An 18,374-nucleotide genomic window follows, 5' to 3' on the forward strand; every position below is an offset into this window, starting at 1 on the left:
ACAAATGCATTGCGGGTCACGGCCTGATTGTGTATGCGCGCGGGCTGGTTACCAAATGGTGATTTTTACCGCCCGAAGTCGTACGGTCATCAGCGGCCGGTAGTTCGGCCGACATCCGGCCCGCCGCGCCAAACCCCGTCCCGTGGGTACCGGAACCCGACGAAACACGAGGGACGGGGGCGGGGGACCCACGTTCCCCACAGGGACATTTGGAAAGACTCGAAAGAGCCATTCCTTTGGGGTGAAGCCAGACGCACTCGCAAGAGCGCCGAGGCCGGGCGACCTCTCAGCCCGAACCCGACAGCTGACCTCGTAGGTGCGTGCGGGAGAGGTAAGACATTTTGAGCGGACGCCATCGAAAACCGACCAACGCCGGTCGTAAAGTTGCAAAGGTCGCCGTTACCGGCGCGATCATGGGAACTGCCGGCGTTGCTTTCGCCGGCGTCGCCAATGCTGCGCCTGACAGCGACTGGGACCAGCTCGCCCAGTGCGAGTCCGGGGGCAACTGGGGCATCAATACGGGCAACGGCTTTCAGGGCGGATTGCAGTTCTCGCCAAGCACCTGGACGGCGCACGGTGGCGGGGAGTACGCCCCGAACGCGAACCAGGCCTCACGCGAAGAGCAGATCGCTGTCGCCGAGAAGGTGCTCGCGACGCAGGGCTGGGGCGCTTGGCCCTCCTGCTCGTCGAACCTCGGCCTGAACAGCGGCCCAACCGAGCGCAGCGTGCCCACGCAGAGTGCGCCGCAGCAGTGGACACCTGTCGTCCCGTCGATTCCCGAGGTCACCATGGCCTCCCCGGAGACACTCGCGGCCGACAGCACCGATCAGGTCTTCGAATCGATCGACAGCACCATCGACTACGCGGCCGCCAACGGCTTTGCGTTGCCGGACCCGGTCAAGTCGGTCTACGAAACCGCGAAATCCAACGGATTCCAGCTCGATCCCGCGGTTGCGAATTTCGTCACATCGAACATGAACCTGCTTCCGCACTGATCCTCAGGACAGCAAACGGCGGGCCCGCATCGAATTTCGATGCGGGCCCGCCGTTTTGATCGGGTAGTGGTCGGCTAGCGGTTGATGACCGTGACGGGGTGGACGTAGGGCAGGTCCTCGGCGGGCAGCGGAAACTCCAGGTTCTCGCCGTACGGCGAGAGGCCGCCTGACCTGCTCGAAGACAGCTCAGTCACCGCCTCGTCTCCGTCCGCGAGTTGCGGCCAGCCTGGATCGACGTATGTCTTGCTCGATTTGTTAACCACGCGCTCATTTTGACACCGAGCGCCCACTCAGTACAGCTGGATCTCTAATCTGGTATCGATGACCGCCACCGACCGAGCCGAAGGCGATACCGGCACCCAAAGCCTCGCCGCATGGTTGACGGCCCTGCCGGACCCCGCCCTGGTCGAGTTGTTGCGGCTGCGGCCCGACCTCACGGTCCCGCCGCCGGCCTCGCTCAACGTCCTGGCGAACCGGGCGGTGCAGCGCGCGTCGGTACTGCGCGCGGCCGACGACCTGGACACCCTCGTTCTCGCTGTGATCGAAAGTCTCGCCCTCATCGACGCTCATGTGAGCGCTGTGAACCCTGCCGCTCTCATCGGCGTCATCGGCGATCGGGCGCCGGTGCGCGTGGTCGAAGCCGCGCTCGACACTCTGAAAGCGCGAGCGCTCATCTGGGGCAACAAACGCATCCAGCTGGTTCCGACCGCGCGTGATGTAGTGCCGTGGCCCATCGGGCGATCCCTCGAACCGGAGGAAGCACTCGCGCCCGACGACATAGCGGCTGCCCTCGCCCAGCTCGATCCACCGCAGCGCAGCCTGCTCGAACGCCTCGCGAACACCGCACCCATCGGACGCACCAAGGACGCCGCACCCGGCACACCCGCGGACCGTCCGGTCCAGCGTCTCCTGGCGATGCGCCTGCTCACCTGGATCGACGAGCAGACGGTCGAGCTGCCGCACCACGTCGGACAACTGCTGCGCGGCGAACCGATCACGGATCCATCGTCGATGACCGCACCCGTGTTGCAGACCCGCAAGGGAAAGCCCAAGGAGGCCAACGACGTCGGGGCCGGTGAGGCACTCGAGGTGTTGCGCCACTGCGCGGACGTCATCGAAGCGCTCGGGGATCTACCCGCACCGACCCTGCGCGCCGGCGGCATGGGAGTGCGCGAACTGCGCAGGATTGCCAAGCGAATCGGCGTCGACGACGAGCGTGTCAGTTTCCTGGTCGAACTGCTGGCCGGTGCCGGCCTGATCGTCAGCGGAAGTCCCGTTCCGGCACCGATTTCCGACACTGTCGACGACTTCTGGGCACCGACCGCCGCCGCGGACGGCTGGCTCGAAGCCCCGACCGCTCGCCGTTGGGCGACGCTCGCCGAGGCATGGCTCGACCTACCCCGCCGACCGTGGCTCATCGGTATGCGCGACGCCAACGACAAGCCGATCGCAGCGCTGTCCGACGAGGTCCGCAGCGCGGTCGCACCACGGGACCGGAAACTGATCCTGTCCGTGCTCGCCGAACTGAGCCGGGGCGAGTCCGCGGACGCCGCCGACCTCTCTCGCGCGATCGCCTGGCGCAGACCGCGCTGGGCCCAGCGCTTCACCTTCGGCGCCGTTGAGGCGACGTTGGCAGAGGCCAGCGCTCTCGGGCTCGTCGGGCGGGGCGCCCTCACCTCGCCGGGCCGGGCACTCGTGCACGGCGGCGACGCCGAAGCCGAGATGGATGCAGCGCTCCCGCCGCCGATCGATCATGTGCTCCTGCAAGCCGACCTGACGGTCGTCGCACCAGGCCCGCTGACCGCTGATCTGCAAAGCCGCATTTCACTGATTGCCGACCTCGAGTCGGCCGGTGCCGCCGCGGTCTATCGCATCAGCGAAACAAGTGTCCGCCGGGCGCTCGATGCCGGAATGAGCGCGTCGGAGTTGCACGCGCTGTTCTCGGGGAAATCGCGTACGCCCGTCCCGCAATCGCTGACCTACCTGGTCGACGACGTCGCCCGCCGCCACGGCCAATTGCGGGCAGGGGTTGCGTCGTCGTTCATCCGTTGCGAGGATCCCGCTTTGCTTGCCCAACTGCTCGCCTCCCCCGTCGCAGAGGATCTCGCCCTCCGCGGCTTGGCACCGACGGTCGCGATCTCGCAGGCGCCGCTCAGTGAGGTCCTCAGCCAATTGCGCAGCGCGGGGTTCGCGCCCGCCGGTGAGGACTCCGCCGGAGTGATCGTGGACGTGCGACCGCACGGTGCCAGGATCGCGACCAGGCGGCTGCGCCCGCAATTACGTGCACCCGCCCTACCGAGTGACGAGCAACTCGACCTGCTGGTCCGCGAGCTACGGGCGGGCGACCACGCCGCGAGTGTGAATCTGACCGGTGGTGTTCGCTCCGACGGCAGCCGCGCGAGCAGTGCGGCGACGGTGGCACTGCTGCAACTTGCAGTGCGGGTCCGGCGCAGCGTCAGCATCGGTTACGTCGACGCTGCGGGTACCGCGACGAACCGCGTCGTCGAGCCGGTGAAGGTCGGCGGTGGCCAGCTGGATGCCTTCGATCCGGCGACCGGTGCCGTCCGGCATTTCACGCTGCACAGAATCTCGTCCGTCGCGCTGGTCGACTAGCTCGTTTCAGAGGGCGAGTGTGGCGCTGTACGGAACGCTGAACGTGGCTTGGAAATCGGCGAACAGAGACTCGTCCCCGCTGAGTTCGACAGCACCGGTTGCGACGGCCGCGTCGGCGTCGAGCACGCCTGCAAGGACGTCGCGAAAGCCTGGGCCACCGCTGATGACCAGGTCGGGCGCAGAACCCGGGCCAGGGGCGACGGTGATCTCGCCGCGCGCGACGGTGGCGTTCACGACAGCCGGACCGACCCTGACCTCGTAGGTCACCTGACGCCTACGCGGTGGCGTTCGTCCCTGCCCGGCGACACGCAGCGAACCCACCAGTGACGCGTCGGTGACGAACTCACCTTCGCGTGGTTCTCGCATCCCGGCCGCACCCCAGCGGCCGAGTGCGTCGAGCGCTGTGCGCAGTTCTTCGGCTCGCGCAGTGACCCGGTAGACAACGGACCGGTCCGAACCCGCCCGGGCCTCGCGTACGACCAGGCCGTCTTCCTCCAGCTCCTTGAGCCGGCTGGCCAGCACGTTTGTCGGGATTCCCGGCAATCCCGCGAGGAGGTCGGAGTATCGGCGCGGCCCAACGAGCAGGTCGCGCACGATCAGGATCGTCCACCGCTGGCCGAGGACCTCCGCGGCGCGAGCGAGTCCGCAGAACTGGCCGTACTCACGTGTACGCATGTCGCCCATGCTACCGAGCAGATACGGATGAGCAAGTGCACTTGCCAGAAGCAAGTACGCTCGTAGGCGAAACCGTTCGGCGTACCCGCGCGACGTGGCGCCATGTCGGCCCGACCTGGACAATGGAGGGATTCCCCGTGCCAAGGAGGCATTTGTGACCGACGGACCGCTGATCGTCCAAAGCGACAAGACATTGCTCCTCGAGGTCGATCACGAGTCCGCTCCGGCCGCCCGAGCCGCCATCGCACCGTTCGCCGAACTCGAGCGTGCACCCGAGCACGTCCATACCTATCGGGTCACTCCGCTTGCGCTGTGGAACGCGCGGGCTGCGGGTCATGACGCCGAGCAAGTGGTCGATGCTCTCGTCAGCTTCTCGCGCTATGCGGTCCCCCAGGCGTTGCTGGTCGACATCGTCGACACCATGGGCCGCTACGGACGCTTGCAGCTGGCCAAGAATCCTGCCCATGGTTTGACCCTCGTCAGCCTGGACCGTGCGGTCCTCGAAGAAGTGTTGCGGCACAAGAAGATCGCGCCGATGCTCGGTAACCGGATCGACAACGACACCGTGCTCGTCCATCCGAGCGAACGCGGCCGCCTCAAGCAAATGTTGCTCAAAATCGGTTGGCCTGCAGAGGATTTAGCTGGCTACGTCGACGGCGAAGCGCATCCGATCGAGCTCGATTTCGGCACCGACGGCTGGCATCTGCGGGACTACCAGGAGATGGCTGCGGATTCGTTCTGGGCCGGCGGGTCCGGCGTCGTCGTATTACCCTGTGGCGCTGGAAAAACGATGGTCGGCGCGGCCGCAATGGCCAAAGCCAAGGCCACGACGCTCATTCTGGTCACCAACACCGTGGCGGGACGGCAGTGGAAGCGCGAACTCATCGCCCGCACCTCGCTCACCGAGGAGGAAATCGGCGAATACTCCGGCGAGCGCAAAGAGATTCGGCCCGTGACCATCGCGACGTACCAGGTCATCACGCGCCGGACCAAGGGCGAGTACAAGCACCTCGAGCTGTTCGATTCGCGCGACTGGGGCCTGGTGATCTACGACGAGGTCCACCTGCTGCCGGCTCCGGTTTTCCGAATGACGGCGGACCTACAGTCCAGGCGCCGATTGGGACTGACGGCGACACTCGTCCGCGAGGACGGCCGGGAAGGCGACGTGTTCTCCCTGATCGGCCCCAAGCGCTACGACGCGCCCTGGAAGGACATCGAAGCGCAGGGATGGATCGCGCCCGCGGACTGCGTCGAGGTCAGGGTCACGCTGACCGACGCCGAACGTATGTCCTACGCGGTCGCAGAGCCCGATGTCCGGTACAAGCTCTGCTCGACGGCACGTACGAAGATTCCGGTGGTCCAATCCATATTGGCCCGTCATCCCGATGCGCCGGCGTTGGTGATCGGGGCCTACCTCGATCAACTCGACGAACTGGGCGACGCGTTGAACGCGCCGATCATCCAGGGGTCGACGAAGACGAAGGAGCGCGAGGAGTTGTACGACGCGTTCCGGCGCGGCGAGATTCCGGTGCTGGTGGTCAGCAAAGTCGCCAACTTTTCGATCGACTTACCCGAAGCCTCTGTCGCAGTTCAGGTCTCGGGCACGTTCGGCTCACGGCAGGAGGAAGCCCAGCGCCTCGGTCGGCTGCTTCGCCCGAAGCAGGACGGTGGCCAGGCGCACTTCTATTCGGTAGTTGCCCGCGACACCCTCGACGCCGAATACGCGGCGCATCGGCAGCGCTTCCTCGCCGAACAGGGCTACGCGTACCGCATCACCGACGCCGACGACCTCCTCGGCCCGACCATCGGGTGACCATCATCACCCAGCCGCTGTGTCGCCACCGCGTGCTAGGAATGAGGAGTGCGACGTTTCGAGTTCGTTGTCGATCGAGCCCACGCCATGTCCGCCAACGAGATCATGGCGGATGTGCGGCGGCTTCGTGTGGTGGCGCTCGTGTCGGCGATCGGTCTCGGCGCAGTGGCCGCGTTGCTGATTTCGATCGGCCACCCCTGGTCGTTCATCATCGCGGTCGTTCTGGCGATCGGTTCAGCGACCGCGCTCTGGGTCGCGATCTGGGCGCCACGCAGGGTGGGTAGCGTCGAAAAGCTCTATGCCGAGAGCGCTTTGGTTCCCGCAATGATCGCGGAGACCCGCGCGGACGGCGTCACGCTGCTCGCCCTGATCGATATCGGAAAGCCAGCGGGCAAGTACGCGCTGGTTGCGAAGAATGTTCGGCGGTTGCCGGGCCATCCGGTCGAGACCGGCGAGCGGGTTCCCGCTGTTTCGGTGGTGCTCGATCGCACCGCGCGCGCCGCCGGAGACACCTGGCAGGTGGTGAACCCGATGCCGATCGCGTGGGGCACCGCCGATACCGCGGTCATCGAGGACGCCCGCAACGCGATCGTCGAGTCGGAATGGGCGTTGGTCGCCGCGCATCTCGAGTTGGTTGCCAAGGTGCGCAAGAATGCGAACCACCGCTTGCTGCTGGAGAACAAAGATCTGCCCGATCATCTGCGCTGAAAAAATGGGGTGACAGCGCCGATACCCTGGGTTGATGGTGCCGACCACACATTTGATCGCGTTCGTAGTTGCAGCGTTCATCATCATCGTGATTCCCGGACCGAGCGTGCTGTTCGCGGTCGGCCGTGCCCTGTCGCTCGGCCGGCGCCAGGCGCTGACCACAGTGGTCGGCAACGCGACGGGTACCGCGGTCCCGCTGATCGGCGTTGTCATCGGCCTCGGGGCAATCGTGGCAGCGTCGGCCGTCGCCCTTACGGTCATCAAACTGATCGGCGCGGCATACCTGATTTATCTTGGCGTGCAAGCATTCCGGCACCGTAAGTCGCTATCCGACACCCTCGGTGCACCGGTCACGCCAACTGGGAAGAAAGTGTTCCGGCAAGGCTTCGTGGTCGGGATGACCAACCCCAAGTCCATTGTCTTCTTCGCGGCGGTTCTCCCCCAGTTCGCGGACCCGTCCACCGGAAACCTGCCGCTCCAGTTTCTCGTTCTCGGCGCAATCTTCTGCACGATCGCGTTGGTCTCCGACAGTGCGTGGGCTCTGCTCGCGGGCACTGCAAGAGATTGGTTTGCGCGCTCCCCCAAACGGCTGGAAGCGGTAGGCGGCGCAGGCGGCGCGATGATCGTCGGCGTCGGAGCCGCGCTCGCATTGAGCGGTTCGAAGGCCTGAGGCACTGCGCGCCCGTGCGCGGTCAGCGAGTCCAAGACTCTCCAACCGCGCACGGGTCCGAAGGCCCGATCCACCCCCCTCTAGTGGACCCGGCCCCAGCTCCCTCTTGGGCTGCGAAGAGCATGCCCGGCACCGTTTGGCGTCGGCTTAAAGAATTCTTAAGACGCGAAGACGACCGGCGTCAGGCCAGGTCGTCGAGAATCTTGCGGACCTTCTCGGCCCAGGCGTGTGCGCGCTCGAGATCGCGGTCGGCGCGCTTCTTCGCCTCACCCGCAGCCTTCTCGGCACTGCGGGCGAACTGGCGTTCCTGCTCGGCTCGCTCGAGCTCCTCGCGCAGCTCCTCGATCCGTGACTCCACATCTTCGACGGTGGATACCGCCTCTTCCACGGCGCTGTCGGCCGCTTCGGACTCCGCCTCGGCCGCTGCAACGGCGGCTTCTGCTTCCGCGAGCTCCGCCTGTGCGGCAGCGGCGAGCGCACCGGAATCGCGCTTCTTCTGCGCGGGAGCGCGCTCGGGCGCCTTCCCGCCGACCACGGCCAACCCGGCTGGGCCGAAGCCGCTGTAGGTTGCGGCCGTGATGATCCGGCCGAGGCGGACCTGCTCGCCGACCTCCGGATCGGCCATCGCGGCATGCAGCGTCTCGCCGACCTCCCGCAGTGCGCCGTCTCCGACATCGCGGCCGCGGTCGTTCGCGAACTCACCGGAGCGCCGCGCCAAAGCCCGGACCAGTTGTTGCCTTTGCGTATTCAGTCGGCGCATGTCCGCGCCGGAGAGGTGGCGCTGGGCGTCTCGCAGCGCGTCGCCGAGTTGCAGAACGCCGCCGATCTCGTCGGGCAGCTCGCGCGCCAGGATGTTCACCAGCCAGCCGACAAGTGTCGGCTTGCGCAGCTTCGCAATCTCGGCGGCGAGCGCCTTGTCACCGTCACCGCGCGCTTGGGCAACCAGCGACTTCCGCATTTCGACGAAGTCGGCGAGGTCGACGCCGTACAGCTCGTCAGCCGCTTCGTCGAGATCCACGTTTACATCCTCTCCACAGCGCCGATCAACGCAGCGCGGGAATGACCTCTCGCTCGAAAAGTTCGATGCCCGACGCGTCGTACGCCGCCTCCGGGAAGTAGCAAATTGCGTACCCTAGCCCGAGGTCGCGGACGGCACTCAGCTTTTCGACGATCTGTTCCGGCGTGCCGAACGCTTCGGACTCCCGCAGAGCGTCGATCTGCTCGGCTGCCTTGCGGTCCCCGACCAGCGGTTCCAGCCGCGCGGTCAACGCCGCCAGGCGCGACGCGATCTCGGTCTCGTTCGCGCCGATCGTGACGTTGTAGTTTGCGGACCGGACGATGGACGAGAAGTCCCTGCCGACGTCGGAGCACCGCTGTCGGAGGACGTCCGATTTGTGGGCGAAGCCCGCGGCATCGCCGACGAAGTTGGTGTAATCCGCGTACTGCGCCGCGATCCGCAACGTCACCTTCTCCCCGCCGCCGGCGATCCAGATCGGAATGCCGTTCTCCTGCAGGGGAAGCGGTCGGGCGATGGCATCGTCGACCTGGTAGTACTTGCCATCCAAGGTTGCGCGCCCGGTCGTCCACGCTTGCTTGAAAATCTGCACGCCCTCGTCGAGCCTGCCGAGTCGCACGCCTGCAGAAGGGAAGCCGTACCCGTAGGCCCGCCATTCGTGCTCGTACCAACCGCCACCGATGCCCATCTCGACTCGCCCACCGGAAATCACGTCGACCGTCGCCGCAACCTTCGCGAGGTACATCGGGTTGCGGTAACTCATCGCAGTGCACATCTGGCCGAGCCTGACTCGATCCGTCGACGCGGCGAGGGCCGACATCAACGACCACGCCTCGTGCATCGACTCGTCGGTCGGCAACGGGACGGTGTGGAAATGGTCGTAGACCCATAGCGATTCCCACGCTTCACCGGTATCTGCGCGTTGCGCAAACTCACGCATGGTCGACCATTGGCGAGCAGGCTCGATACCGACCAGGTCGAGCCGCCACCCCTGCGGAACGAACATCCCGAAACGCATGCCACCACCCTAGCCGGGTCAGGGTTCGGGAAATCGTGATCGACGTAGACTCTTCAGCGTGACGACCTCGGTTCTGGCAGAAACTTTCGAGTCACACCGCAGCCATCTGCTGTCGGTCGGGTATCGCTTGACGGGCAGCGTGACCGACGCCGAAGACGCGGTGCAGGAGAGTTGGTTCCGGCTGTCCAGTGCCGAGACGGAAAACATCCGCGACCTGCGCGGCTGGCTCACCACAGTTGTCGGGCGAATCTGCCTCGACAGACTCAAATCTGCCGCCGTACGCCGGGAAAGCTATATCGGACAATGGCTTCCAGAGCCGATCGTGTCGCCGATCGCCGCGGCGCACGAGCCTGATCCGCTCGAGGCCGTCGTACAGCACGAGGAGAACCGCCTCGCCGCACTGGTCGTCCTGGACACCCTCACACCCCCGCAACGCGTCGCGTTCGTGCTGCACGACGGCTTCGCTGTGCCGTTCGACGAGATCGGCGACATCCTCGGCGTATCAGTCGATTCCGCACGCAAGCTGGCGTCGCGGGCACGGAAAGCAGTGTCCGAACTCCCGGAACCGGTGTCGGACGCCGAGCACGAGGAGACCGTCGAGCGGTTCCTGGCCGCGGTCGCCAGCGGTGATCTGAAAGCGGTTGTCGCCGTGCTGCATCCCGATGCCGTACTCATCGGCGATGCGAACGGCACGACGAGCACCGCCATCAACATCATCAAGGGACCGGAGAAGATCGCGCGATTCTTCCTCGGCCTCGTCCGCAAATACGGAATCGAGCAACTCGCCGCGTACGTGCCAGCGCTGGTCAACGGCCAACTCGGCATGGTGCACCCAGACCTGCCCGCGACCGACGATCACCGTGGGTTCCCGCAACGCGTCCAGGGATTCACGGTCCGCGACGGCCGCATCGTCGGCGCGTACGACATCGCCAATCCGGAAAAGCTTGGCGGCATCAGGCTTTCGTAGCCACCTCGGCGTCGTCGGCCCACGGTACGCGGCACGAATCGCCCGTGTTGAAGCCCTGTTCCGTTATGCCGAGGGCCTTGTTCATCCGGGCGCGTTGATTCTCGAGAGCGATCTGGTAGGTCAGCTCGAGCACACCGTCCTTGCCGAACCTCCGCTCGAGATCGGCGACCTGTTCGTCGGTGACGTCGGACGGGGTTGCCGTCATCGCATCCGAGTAGGCGATCACCGCGCGTTCATCGGCGCTGTAGGCGGGCGAGTTCTCGTAGTCGTGGATTTCCTTCAGTTTCGCCATATCCAGACCCTCCAACCGCATCAGCATCGCCCCGAAGTCGACGCACCATGAGCACCCGACAGTCCATGCCGTCCGGTAGACGGCGAGTTCTCGAATGCTCGGTGGCAGCACGGTGCAGGCTTTCTCTGCTGCCGTTTCCGCGATCGCTTCCGCGACGAACAACTTCCGGTGGTGCGCCACCACTGCGAACGGTTCCGGCACCGCACCGTAACGGCGCTTCGCGTACCAGTAGCCGAGTTTGACCATCGGGCCGGCTTCCCTGGGGCTGACTGCCGCAATACGTGCCATGTTCTTCTCCTTGCGTCGTGGCCCCTTTTCGCGGGCTCTGCACAGTGGACGATGCAGCGTCGCGAAACGTGACTGCGCCGGTCGACGTACCTCGAGTACCCTGCGAACCATGCAGTCTGCGTCCCCCCATCGCACCGTCGAACGATTGCGCCCGTTCGCGTCGACGATCTTCGCCGAGATGACCGAACTGGCTGTCGCGCACGACGCCGTCAACCTGGGGCAGGGATTTCCCGATTCCGACGGACCCGCGGCGATGCTCGAGGTCGCCCGGCAAGCCATTGCGGACGGGCTGAACCAATACCCGCCCGGCCGCGGCATGCCGGTTCTGCGGCGGGCGATCGCGCGTGACCGCCTCGACCGCTACGGGACGTCCTACGATCCGGATACCGAAATTCTCGTCACGGTCGGCGCAACCGAAGCCATCAGCGCAGCAGTACTCGGCCTCGTGGAGCCCGGCGACGAGGTCGTCCTGATCGAGCCCTACTACGACTCCTACGCTGCCGCCATCGCGCTCGCGGGAGCGGTCCGGCGAACCGCTCGGCTCGTCCCGGACGGCGGCGGCTTCACCGTGGACCTGGACAGTGTCCGCAATGCCATCACGCCCCGCACTCGCATGCTCATCGTCAACTCGCCGCACAATCCGACCGGCACGGTGCTCGGTCGCGCAAACCTCGAGGCAATTGCTGAAATAGCCTGCGAGCACGACATTCTGGTCGTTGCCGACGAGGTGTACGAACATCTGACCTTCGACGAGCGCGAGCATGTCTCACTGTCGACGCTGCCCGGTATGGCCGAGCGGACGGTCGTGATATCCAGCGCCGCAAAGACCTTCAGCGTTACCGGCTGGAAGACGGGCTGGGCGTGCGGACCCGAGCAGTTGATCGACGGCGTGCGCGCGGCCAAGCAGTTCATGACTTTCGTTGCGGGCGGACCGTTCCAACCGGCGGTTGCGTACGCGCTGGAGCATGAGCAGCCATGGGTGCACACCTTGCGGGATACCCTGCAGGACAAATACGTCAGGCTGTCGAAGGCTCTCGACGAGGCCGGCTTCGATGTCAAGCGAAGTGAGGGCAGCTACTTCGTCTGCGCGGATATCACTCCGCTCGGCGAAACGGATGCACTGGACTTCTGCCGCAAGCTGCCGGCCCGCATCGGCGTCGCCGCTGTACCGGTCAGCGTGTTCACCGATCACCCAGAGAACTGGAACAGCTTGGTACGTTTCACTTTCTGCAAGAACGAAGAAACCATCTCGGCTGGCATCGAGCGCCTGCACCGTCTATGACAACTACCGACCTGCAAGCCGACTGCGCACACTGCTTCGCATTGTGTTGTGTCGCACCCGCGTTCGCCAAGTCTTCCGATTTCGCGATCGACAAGCCCGCGGCAACGCCCTGCCCGAATCTGCTGGCCGACTTCGGTTGCGGCATTCACACCGAACTGCGACCGCGCGGGTTTCCGGGGTGCACGGTGTATGACTGTTTCGGGGCGGGCCAGAAGGTCGCCCAGGTCACGTACGCGGGCAAGAGCTGGCGCGAGCACCCCGGCTCTGCCGGCGAGATGTTCGACGTTTTCACGACCATGCGGCCGCTGCACGAATTGCTCTGGTACATAACCGAAGCCATCTCATTCGACAAGGCACGTGCCGTCCACGACGCGCTTCGCACTGTGCGCGGCGAAATCGAGCAGATCACGCTCGGGCCACCGGCGTCGATCCTTTCGGCCGACATCGGCGAACTCCGCCGCCGCGTCAACGCCCTGCTACTGAAGGCGAGCGAACTCGTGCGAGCCGGAATTCCGGGAAAACGAAAGGATCGCCGCGGCGCCGACCTCGTCGGGGCAAACCTCCGGAAGACGGATCTGCGTGGCGCAAACCTGCGTGGCGCCCTGCTCATCGGCGCAAATCTAACCGGCGCCGACTTGCGGGGTGCGGACCTGATCGGCGCGGATCTTCGGGGCGCCGACCTGAGCCGGGCAGACCTGACGGACAGCCTCTACCTCGTGCAATCCCAACTCGACGCGGCACGAGGCGACGGGCAGACTCGATTGTCCGCGCCGTTGCGCCAGCCCCGACATTGGGCGACGTCATGACCGTGGCCGCTTTCGGACGCCTCGGCGATGCGTATCACTCTGAGCTGCAAGCACATTGCTATCGGATGCTCGGGTCGATACCAGACGCCGACGAGGTGCTCCAACAGGCTCTGCTCAGCGCTTCTCATGAACTCGGACTGTCCGAAGACTCCCCGTCATTGCGCTCGCTGCTGTACCGGGTCACGACGATGGCGTGCATCGACGCGGCTGGGGACCGGCAGCGCCTGCTGTCGATGGACTTCGGGCCCGCGTTCGAGGACGTCGACGATCTGGGCGACCTCGTCGACGAACCCGTGTGGCTCGACCCGTATCCCGAGACGCTTCTGACAGGGGCGACCGATCGAGCGATGTCGTACGACATTCGCGAGAGCCTCGAACTCGCGTTCGTCGCTGCCCTGCAGTTCTTGCCGGCAAACCAGCGTGCAGTCTTGCTATTGGCCGACGTACTCGCGTTCTCGGCGGCACAGACCGCCGAGTTGCTCGACATTTCGGTTCACTCGGCGACCACCGCTCTCCAGTGCGCACGCAAGACTCTCCAGCAGCGCGCTCCCGATCGCAGCCAGCAGGCCACCCTGAGGTCGATGGGTCGGACTGGTCGTACAGCGTTGTCCACCGCGCTCGTCCGGGCCTGGGAAACGGCTGACCTGCGGGCACTTCTCGATATTCTGTCGGACGACGTCCGATTCACGATGCCGCCATTGCCGGCGTGGTTCGACGGAAAGTCGGCGGTTGCACTCTTTCTCGACGAGCGCGTCTTCGCGACGCCTTGGCGCGTCGTTCCGACGACCGTCAGCGGGCAGATGTCGCTGGCCTGTTACCAGGGCACGCCTGGCGGCCCGGATTTCCTCCTCGGCGCGGTGAACGTCCTGACTATCGAAAACGAGAAGGTGACTGCAATCGACAGCTTCCTCGATCCTGCGATCCTTGCGCTGCTGGGCCTTCCGGATCGGATCTCGGCGTGACGACCGGATCACGACCGCGCGGGCTCGGGAAACGCGCTGCGATTACGACAGTTCTCGTGCGCAGGCTCGCGCGGTTCCTCGCGTTCATCAAGTTCGTCCGCGTCACGGTCGTGAACCGCGAGGTGGTTCCGCGCAAGGGCGCCGCAATCGTTGCGTGCAACCACATTTCGATCGCCGATCCGGTGTTCCTCTGGGGCGCTCTTCGGCGCCGGGCAATCGCGATTGCCATGGCCGAGTTGTGGACAATGCCCAAAGCCAGCTGGCTGATGAAGCTCCTCGGCGCCATCCCCGTGGTACGCGGGGACCGGAATTCCGGCAATCAGGCGCTCGAAATGGCAACGCAGGTAATCGAATACGGCGGCCTTGTCATGATCTACCCCACCGGAAAGTGCGTCAGCCCGGGTGCGGACGTCGACTACAAGATCGGGGTTGCGAAGATCGCGTTCGCGACCGGCACACCCGTCTACCCCGCCGGCATCGTCGGGAGCAACAACGTGCTGCCGCTGAAGCGGGACCGCAACGGCGGCAAGGCATTCAGGCGCGACCAGCGGGTGCGGGTGGCGTTCGGACCACCGCTGCACCCTGCGGATTTCACCAGTCCGGAGCAGCTCCTGATCAGGATTCGCAGCGAGATCGAAGCACTGGTCGCTATGCCATGGCCGGTCGTGCCCGATCGGTCGCAAGATTGATCGCAAGGCCGCCGAGCACTGTGCCCATGACCCAACGTTGCGCACGCAACCAGGCAGGCCGCTGGGTGAGGAAACTCGAAATGACTGCAGCACCACACACAATCAGCGCGTTGACCGTCAGCGCGATTGCTATCTGAACGCCACCGAGCGCCAGACTCTGCAACCACACTGCGCCGGCATCGACGTCGATGAACTGCGGAATCAGCGCTAGGTACATGATCGCAATCTTCGGGTTGAGCAGGTTGGTCAGCAATCCCATTGTGAACAACCTGCGCCTCGAATCGTGCGGGAGCGACCGCGCCTCGAATACCGAGAAGCCTCCGGGTCGCACAGCCTGCCAGGCGAGCCACAGGAGGTAGCAGGCACCCGCCAACTTGACCGCGAGATACAGCTGCGGCACTGCGACGAAGAGTGCAGTGATCCCGACGGTTGTCGCCATCAGATAGACGAGAAATCCCGCGGCCACACCCGCGAGTGACACCAGGCCTGCTGCTCGCCCCTGGGTGATGCTCCGCGACACGAGGTACATCATGTTCGGGCCCGGCGTCAGCACCATCCCGAGCGCGATCGCTCCCACACCGGCCATTGCACTGGTCGTCAACATGCTCCCAGCCTTCACTTGATTGGCCTTGTCGTCGCGGTCCAGTTACGACGCAGTGGCCGTCACCCTTGCCAATACACCGAGCCTCTGCTTCACTGGGTTCAATTCCGCTAAGTGAATGATCAATAGTTTCGAGGAGGAACAGTGACTCGACGAGTAGTCGTGGCAGGTGTCGGGATGATCCCGTTTACAACCCCGCGCAACAGCGCGCCATACGACGTCATGGGTGAGAAAGCCGCACGTGCCGCGCTCGCGGACGCCGGTGTCGACTATGCGGACGTGAATCAGGCCTACGTCGGCTATGTGTACGGCGACTCGACCTCTGGCCAGGCTGCCCTGTACGGCATCGGACAGACCGGCATCCCGGTGATCAACGTCAACAACAACTGTTCGACGGGTTCGTCAGCGCTGTACCTGGCACGGCAGGCCGTCGAGTCCGGCGCCGTCGAATGTGCCCTGGCGCTCGGCTTCGAGCAGATGCAGCGCGGCGCGCTGGCCGTCGGATACTCCGACCGCCCGAGCCCGTTCACTCGATTCGACGCGGTGATGGACGAGATCCAGCCCCGCACCGAAGCTCCGTTCGCAGCCCAGATGTTCGGTGGCGCGGGACAGCAGTACATGGATAAGTACGGCACCGCGCTGGAGACGTTCGCCAAGATCTCCGTGAAATCCCGGCTGCACGCTGCCAACAACCCGTACTCGGTGTTCAAGGAACCCACCTCTGTCGAGGAAGTCCTCGCATCGCCGCACCTCTACGGTCCGCTGACCCGCCTGCAGGCGTGCCCGCCCACCTGCGGTGCGGCCGCTGCCGTCATCTGCAGTGAGGAATTCGCGCGCAAGCACGGCCTCGATGTCTCCGTGATCATCAGCGCACAGGCGATGACCACCGACTTCACCTCGACCTTTGCCGACAAAGACATGATGAAGATCGTCGGGTACGACATGGCCAAGGCTGCTGCCGATCAGGTCTACGCCGCGTCCGGCGTTTCCCCCGAAGACATCCGCGTCGTCGAACTGCACGACTGCTTCACTGCGAACGAACTCATCACCTACGAAGGCCTCGGCCTCACACCCGAGGGCACCGCCGAGAAGTTCATCCTCGACGGCGACAACACCTACGGCGGCCGCGTGGTCACCAACCCGTCCGGCGGACTGCTCTCGAAGGGCCACCCGCTCGGAGCGACCGGCCTCGCGCAATGCGCCGAACTCGTCTGGCAGCTGCGGGGCCAGGCGGAGGCGCGCCAGGTCGAGGGCGTGAAGGTCGCCCTCCAGCACAACATCGGGCTCGGCGGCGCGGCCGTCGTCACCCTGTACGAGAAGGTGAGCTGAGCATGGCCATCGATCCAGCAATGATCGGAACCGAGCTTGCGCCAACCACTTTGACCGTCGACGAGGGACGGCTCCGCTTTTTCGCCAAAGCGATCGGCGACACGGTCGACGACGATCTGCGCGTACCGCCGACGGTTCTGTTCTCGATCGAACTGGAGAGCCCGAATCCCTTCGGATGGGCGGACCAGCTTGGTATCGACCTGCGCTACGTCCTCCACGGCGAGCAGTCCTTCACCTACCACCAGCCGGCGCGTGCGGGCGACGTCCTGACCGCAACGCCCCGCATCAGCGACGTCTACAGCAAGAAGGGCGGCGCACTCGACTTCATCGTCAAAGACACCAGCGTGACGAAGGCCGACGGCTCACTGGTCGCCGAGCTCAAATCCGTTATAGTCGTGAGGAATCCGCAATGACACTCGCCTTGGGTACGGAGCTTCCCGCCCTCGAATCGAAGCCGATCTCGCGCACGACCCTGGCCCTGTTCGCCGGTGCGTCGGGCGATCACAATCCGATGCACATCGACCTCGACGTAGCGAAATCCGTAGGGCTGGAGGACGTCTTCGCCCACGGAATGCTATCGATGGCATTTCTCGGCCGCCTGCTCACGGACAACTTCGACATCGCCCAGATCCGTTCCTACCGCGTCCGATTCGCGTCGATCACCCCGGTGCACGGTAAGCCGACTGCAACAGCGAAGGTCACGTCCATCGAAAATGGCTTGGCCACACTAGAACTCACCGTCAGCCTCGAAGACGGCACGGTAACCCTGACCGGCGATGCCGTAGTCGCACTGTAGAAAAGGACTTGTACACATGGGAACTCTCGATAGCAAAGTAGCAATCGTATCCGGCTCGGGCCGTGGCATCGGCCGTGAGATCGCACTGAAACTCGCCGGCGAAGGCGCTTCCGTCGTCGTCAACGACCTCGACGCCGAACCTGCCAAGGAGACCGTCGCAGCCATCGAAGCCGCCGGCGGCAAGGCAATCGCGTGCGTCGGTAGCGTCACCGAGGAAGGTTTCGCCGAGCGCTTCGTCGCGACCGCGGTCGACAACTTCGGCGGTCTCGACATCATCGTCAACAACGCCGGCTACACGTGGGACTCCGTCATCCAGAAGATGACCGACGAGCAGTGGGACGCGATCCTCGACGTGCACCTCAAGGCACCGTTCCGGATCCTGCGGGCGGCACAACCGGTCATCGCTGCCCTGGTCAAGAAGGCCAAGGAAGCCGGCGAGCCGATCCCGTGCCGCAAGGTGGTCAACATCTCGTCGATGGCCGGCACCGGCGGCAATGCGGGCCAGGCCAATTACTCGGCGGCCAAGGCCGGCGTCACCGGGCTCACCAAGGCCCTGGCCAAGGAGTGGGGCCGCTACAACGTCACCGTCAACACGGTCGCATTCGGGCTGATCAAGACCCGCCTGACGTCGGCACCGGCGGGTGGCGACAGCACCATCGACGTCGGTGGCAAGGAAATCAAGGTCGGCGTCAACCCGAACCTCCTTGCGGCGATGGAGCAGATGATTCCGCTGGGCCGTGGCGGCGAACCCGCAGAGGCCGCAGGCGCGGTCTACCTCTTCTGCATCCCCGAGTCCAACTACGTCAGCGCGCAGACACTGGTCTGTGGCGGTGGCTTCAACATCTGAGGTCGTCG

The 18,374-nt window shown here is 65.1% G+C and carries 20 protein-coding genes and 1 riboswitch; of the genes, 14 read left to right on the forward strand and 6 right to left on the reverse strand.

Translation table 11 applies throughout. The annotated features are described in order from the left end of the window. The first annotated feature begins 147 nt into the window (after positions 1–147). A riboswitch (cyclic di-AMP (ydaO/yuaA leader) is annotated at positions 148–334 on the forward strand. Between the two features lie 7 nt (positions 335–341). After that, on the forward strand, positions 342–995 hold the full coding sequence (locus JGU72_RS05990) for a resuscitation-promoting factor Rpf1 domain-containing protein (protein ID WP_233531140.1): 654 nt from the start codon (positions 342–344) through the stop codon (positions 993–995). Positions 996–1,069: 74 nt separating this feature from the next. On the opposite strand, the gene JGU72_RS05995 is transcribed toward JGU72_RS05990, so the two are convergent. Further along, positions 1,070–1,258, reverse strand: a complete 189-nt coding sequence (locus tag JGU72_RS05995; protein WP_199682767.1) for a hypothetical protein — start codon at positions 1,256–1,258, stop codon at positions 1,070–1,072. Between the two features lie 58 nt (positions 1,259–1,316). Between JGU72_RS05995 and JGU72_RS06000 the strand changes: the two genes are divergently transcribed. After that, entirely contained in the window at positions 1,317–3,608 is a 2,292-nt protein-coding gene (locus tag JGU72_RS06000; RefSeq protein WP_199682768.1) for a helicase-associated domain-containing protein, read from the forward strand. A gap of 6 nt (positions 3,609–3,614) precedes the next feature. Here JGU72_RS06000 and JGU72_RS06005 read toward each other — a convergent pair whose 3' ends face one another. Next, positions 3,615–4,283, reverse strand: a complete 669-nt coding sequence (locus JGU72_RS06005) for a winged helix-turn-helix transcriptional regulator (protein ID WP_199682769.1) — start codon at positions 4,281–4,283, stop codon at positions 3,615–3,617. 154 nt (positions 4,284–4,437) lie between these two features. Between JGU72_RS06005 and JGU72_RS06010 the strand changes: the two genes are divergently transcribed. The 3 genes from JGU72_RS06010 to JGU72_RS06020 are packed head-to-tail and all read left to right on the forward strand — an operon-like array spanning position 4,438 to position 7,474. Further along, positions 4,438–6,096, forward strand: coding sequence for a DNA repair helicase XPB (locus JGU72_RS06010; protein WP_199682770.1), 1,659 nt, complete (start codon positions 4,438–4,440; stop codon positions 6,094–6,096). Positions 6,097–6,144: 48 nt separating this feature from the next. Next, positions 6,145–6,804: a DUF3239 domain-containing protein gene (locus JGU72_RS06015; protein WP_199682771.1), complete on the forward strand. Its 660-nt coding sequence runs from the start codon at positions 6,145–6,147 to the stop codon at positions 6,802–6,804. A gap of 34 nt (positions 6,805–6,838) precedes the next feature. Further along, on the forward strand, positions 6,839–7,474 hold the full coding sequence (locus tag JGU72_RS06020; protein WP_199682772.1) for a LysE family translocator: 636 nt from the start codon (positions 6,839–6,841) through the stop codon (positions 7,472–7,474). 181 nt (positions 7,475–7,655) lie between these two features. Here the strand turns inward: JGU72_RS06020 and JGU72_RS06025 are convergent, their stop codons facing one another. Both JGU72_RS06025 and JGU72_RS06030 read right to left on the reverse strand, forming a co-directional pair. After that, entirely contained in the window at positions 7,656–8,492 is an 837-nt protein-coding gene (locus tag JGU72_RS06025) for a hypothetical protein (protein WP_199682773.1), read from the reverse strand. Positions 8,493–8,517: 25 nt separating this feature from the next. Then, the gene (locus tag JGU72_RS06030) at positions 8,518–9,507 is read right to left on the reverse strand and encodes an LLM class F420-dependent oxidoreductase (RefSeq protein WP_199682774.1); all 990 of its coding nucleotides are present in this window, start codon (positions 9,505–9,507) and stop codon (positions 8,518–8,520) included. Between the two features lie 58 nt (positions 9,508–9,565). On the opposite strand from JGU72_RS06030, the gene JGU72_RS06035 reads away from it, so the two are divergent. After that, positions 9,566–10,474, forward strand: a complete 909-nt coding sequence (locus tag JGU72_RS06035; RefSeq protein WP_199682775.1) for a sigma-70 family RNA polymerase sigma factor — start codon at positions 9,566–9,568, stop codon at positions 10,472–10,474. Here the strand turns inward: JGU72_RS06035 and JGU72_RS06040 are convergent. Beyond that, entirely contained in the window at positions 10,461–11,054 is a 594-nt protein-coding gene (locus tag JGU72_RS06040; protein WP_199682776.1) for a carboxymuconolactone decarboxylase family protein, read from the reverse strand. The two genes, JGU72_RS06035 and JGU72_RS06040, sit on opposite strands and share 14 nt — an antisense overlap. 109 nt (positions 11,055–11,163) lie before the next feature. On the opposite strand from JGU72_RS06040, the gene JGU72_RS06045 reads away from it, so the two are divergent. Genes JGU72_RS06045 through JGU72_RS06060 form a run of 4 tightly spaced genes read left to right on the forward strand, consistent with a single transcriptional unit; the run spans position 11,164 to position 14,793 of the window. Further along, positions 11,164–12,336: a pyridoxal phosphate-dependent aminotransferase gene (locus JGU72_RS06045; protein ID WP_199682777.1), complete on the forward strand. Its 1,173-nt coding sequence runs from the start codon at positions 11,164–11,166 to the stop codon at positions 12,334–12,336. Next, positions 12,333–13,142, forward strand: coding sequence for a pentapeptide repeat-containing protein (locus JGU72_RS06050; RefSeq protein ID WP_199682778.1), 810 nt, complete (start codon positions 12,333–12,335; stop codon positions 13,140–13,142). Before JGU72_RS06045 ends, JGU72_RS06050 begins: the two co-directional genes overlap by 4 nt. Next, positions 13,139–14,104, forward strand: coding sequence for an RNA polymerase subunit sigma-70 (locus tag JGU72_RS06055; protein WP_199682779.1), 966 nt, complete (start codon positions 13,139–13,141; stop codon positions 14,102–14,104). Before JGU72_RS06050 ends, JGU72_RS06055 begins: the two co-directional genes overlap by 4 nt. After that, positions 14,101–14,793, forward strand: a complete 693-nt coding sequence (locus JGU72_RS06060) for a lysophospholipid acyltransferase family protein (RefSeq protein WP_199682780.1) — start codon at positions 14,101–14,103, stop codon at positions 14,791–14,793. The genes JGU72_RS06055 and JGU72_RS06060 overlap by 4 nt, the downstream gene beginning before the upstream one ends. On the opposite strand, the gene JGU72_RS06065 is transcribed toward JGU72_RS06060, so the two are convergent. Then, positions 14,753–15,397, reverse strand: coding sequence for a LysE family translocator (locus tag JGU72_RS06065; protein ID WP_199682781.1), 645 nt, complete (start codon positions 15,395–15,397; stop codon positions 14,753–14,755). The genes JGU72_RS06060 and JGU72_RS06065 overlap by 41 nt on opposite strands. 141 nt (positions 15,398–15,538) lie before the next feature. Here JGU72_RS06065 and JGU72_RS06070 point away from each other — a divergent pair, with 141 nt between their 5' ends. The 4 genes from JGU72_RS06070 to JGU72_RS06085 are packed head-to-tail and all read left to right on the forward strand — an operon-like array spanning position 15,539 to position 18,366. Further along, a complete protein-coding gene (locus tag JGU72_RS06070) occupies positions 15,539–16,723 on the forward strand; it encodes a lipid-transfer protein (protein WP_199682782.1) in 1,185 nt (394 codons plus the stop codon). A 2-nt stretch (positions 16,724–16,725) separates the two neighbouring features. After that, positions 16,726–17,136: a MaoC family dehydratase N-terminal domain-containing protein gene (locus JGU72_RS06075; RefSeq protein WP_199682783.1), complete on the forward strand. Its 411-nt coding sequence runs from the start codon at positions 16,726–16,728 to the stop codon at positions 17,134–17,136. Further along, positions 17,133–17,519 (forward strand): MaoC/PaaZ C-terminal domain-containing protein, encoded by a 387-nt coding sequence (locus tag JGU72_RS06080; protein WP_199682784.1) that lies wholly within the window; start codon positions 17,133–17,135, stop codon positions 17,517–17,519. Before JGU72_RS06075 ends, JGU72_RS06080 begins: the two co-directional genes overlap by 4 nt. A gap of 16 nt (positions 17,520–17,535) precedes the next feature. Continuing rightward, a complete protein-coding gene (locus tag JGU72_RS06085) occupies positions 17,536–18,366 on the forward strand; it encodes an SDR family NAD(P)-dependent oxidoreductase (protein WP_199682785.1) in 831 nt (276 codons plus the stop codon). Positions 18,367–18,374: the final 8 nt, after the last annotated feature.

The organism is Antrihabitans auranticaus (genome assembly GCF_016481275.1).
Classification (GTDB): domain Bacteria; phylum Actinomycetota; class Actinomycetes; order Mycobacteriales; family Mycobacteriaceae; genus Antrihabitans.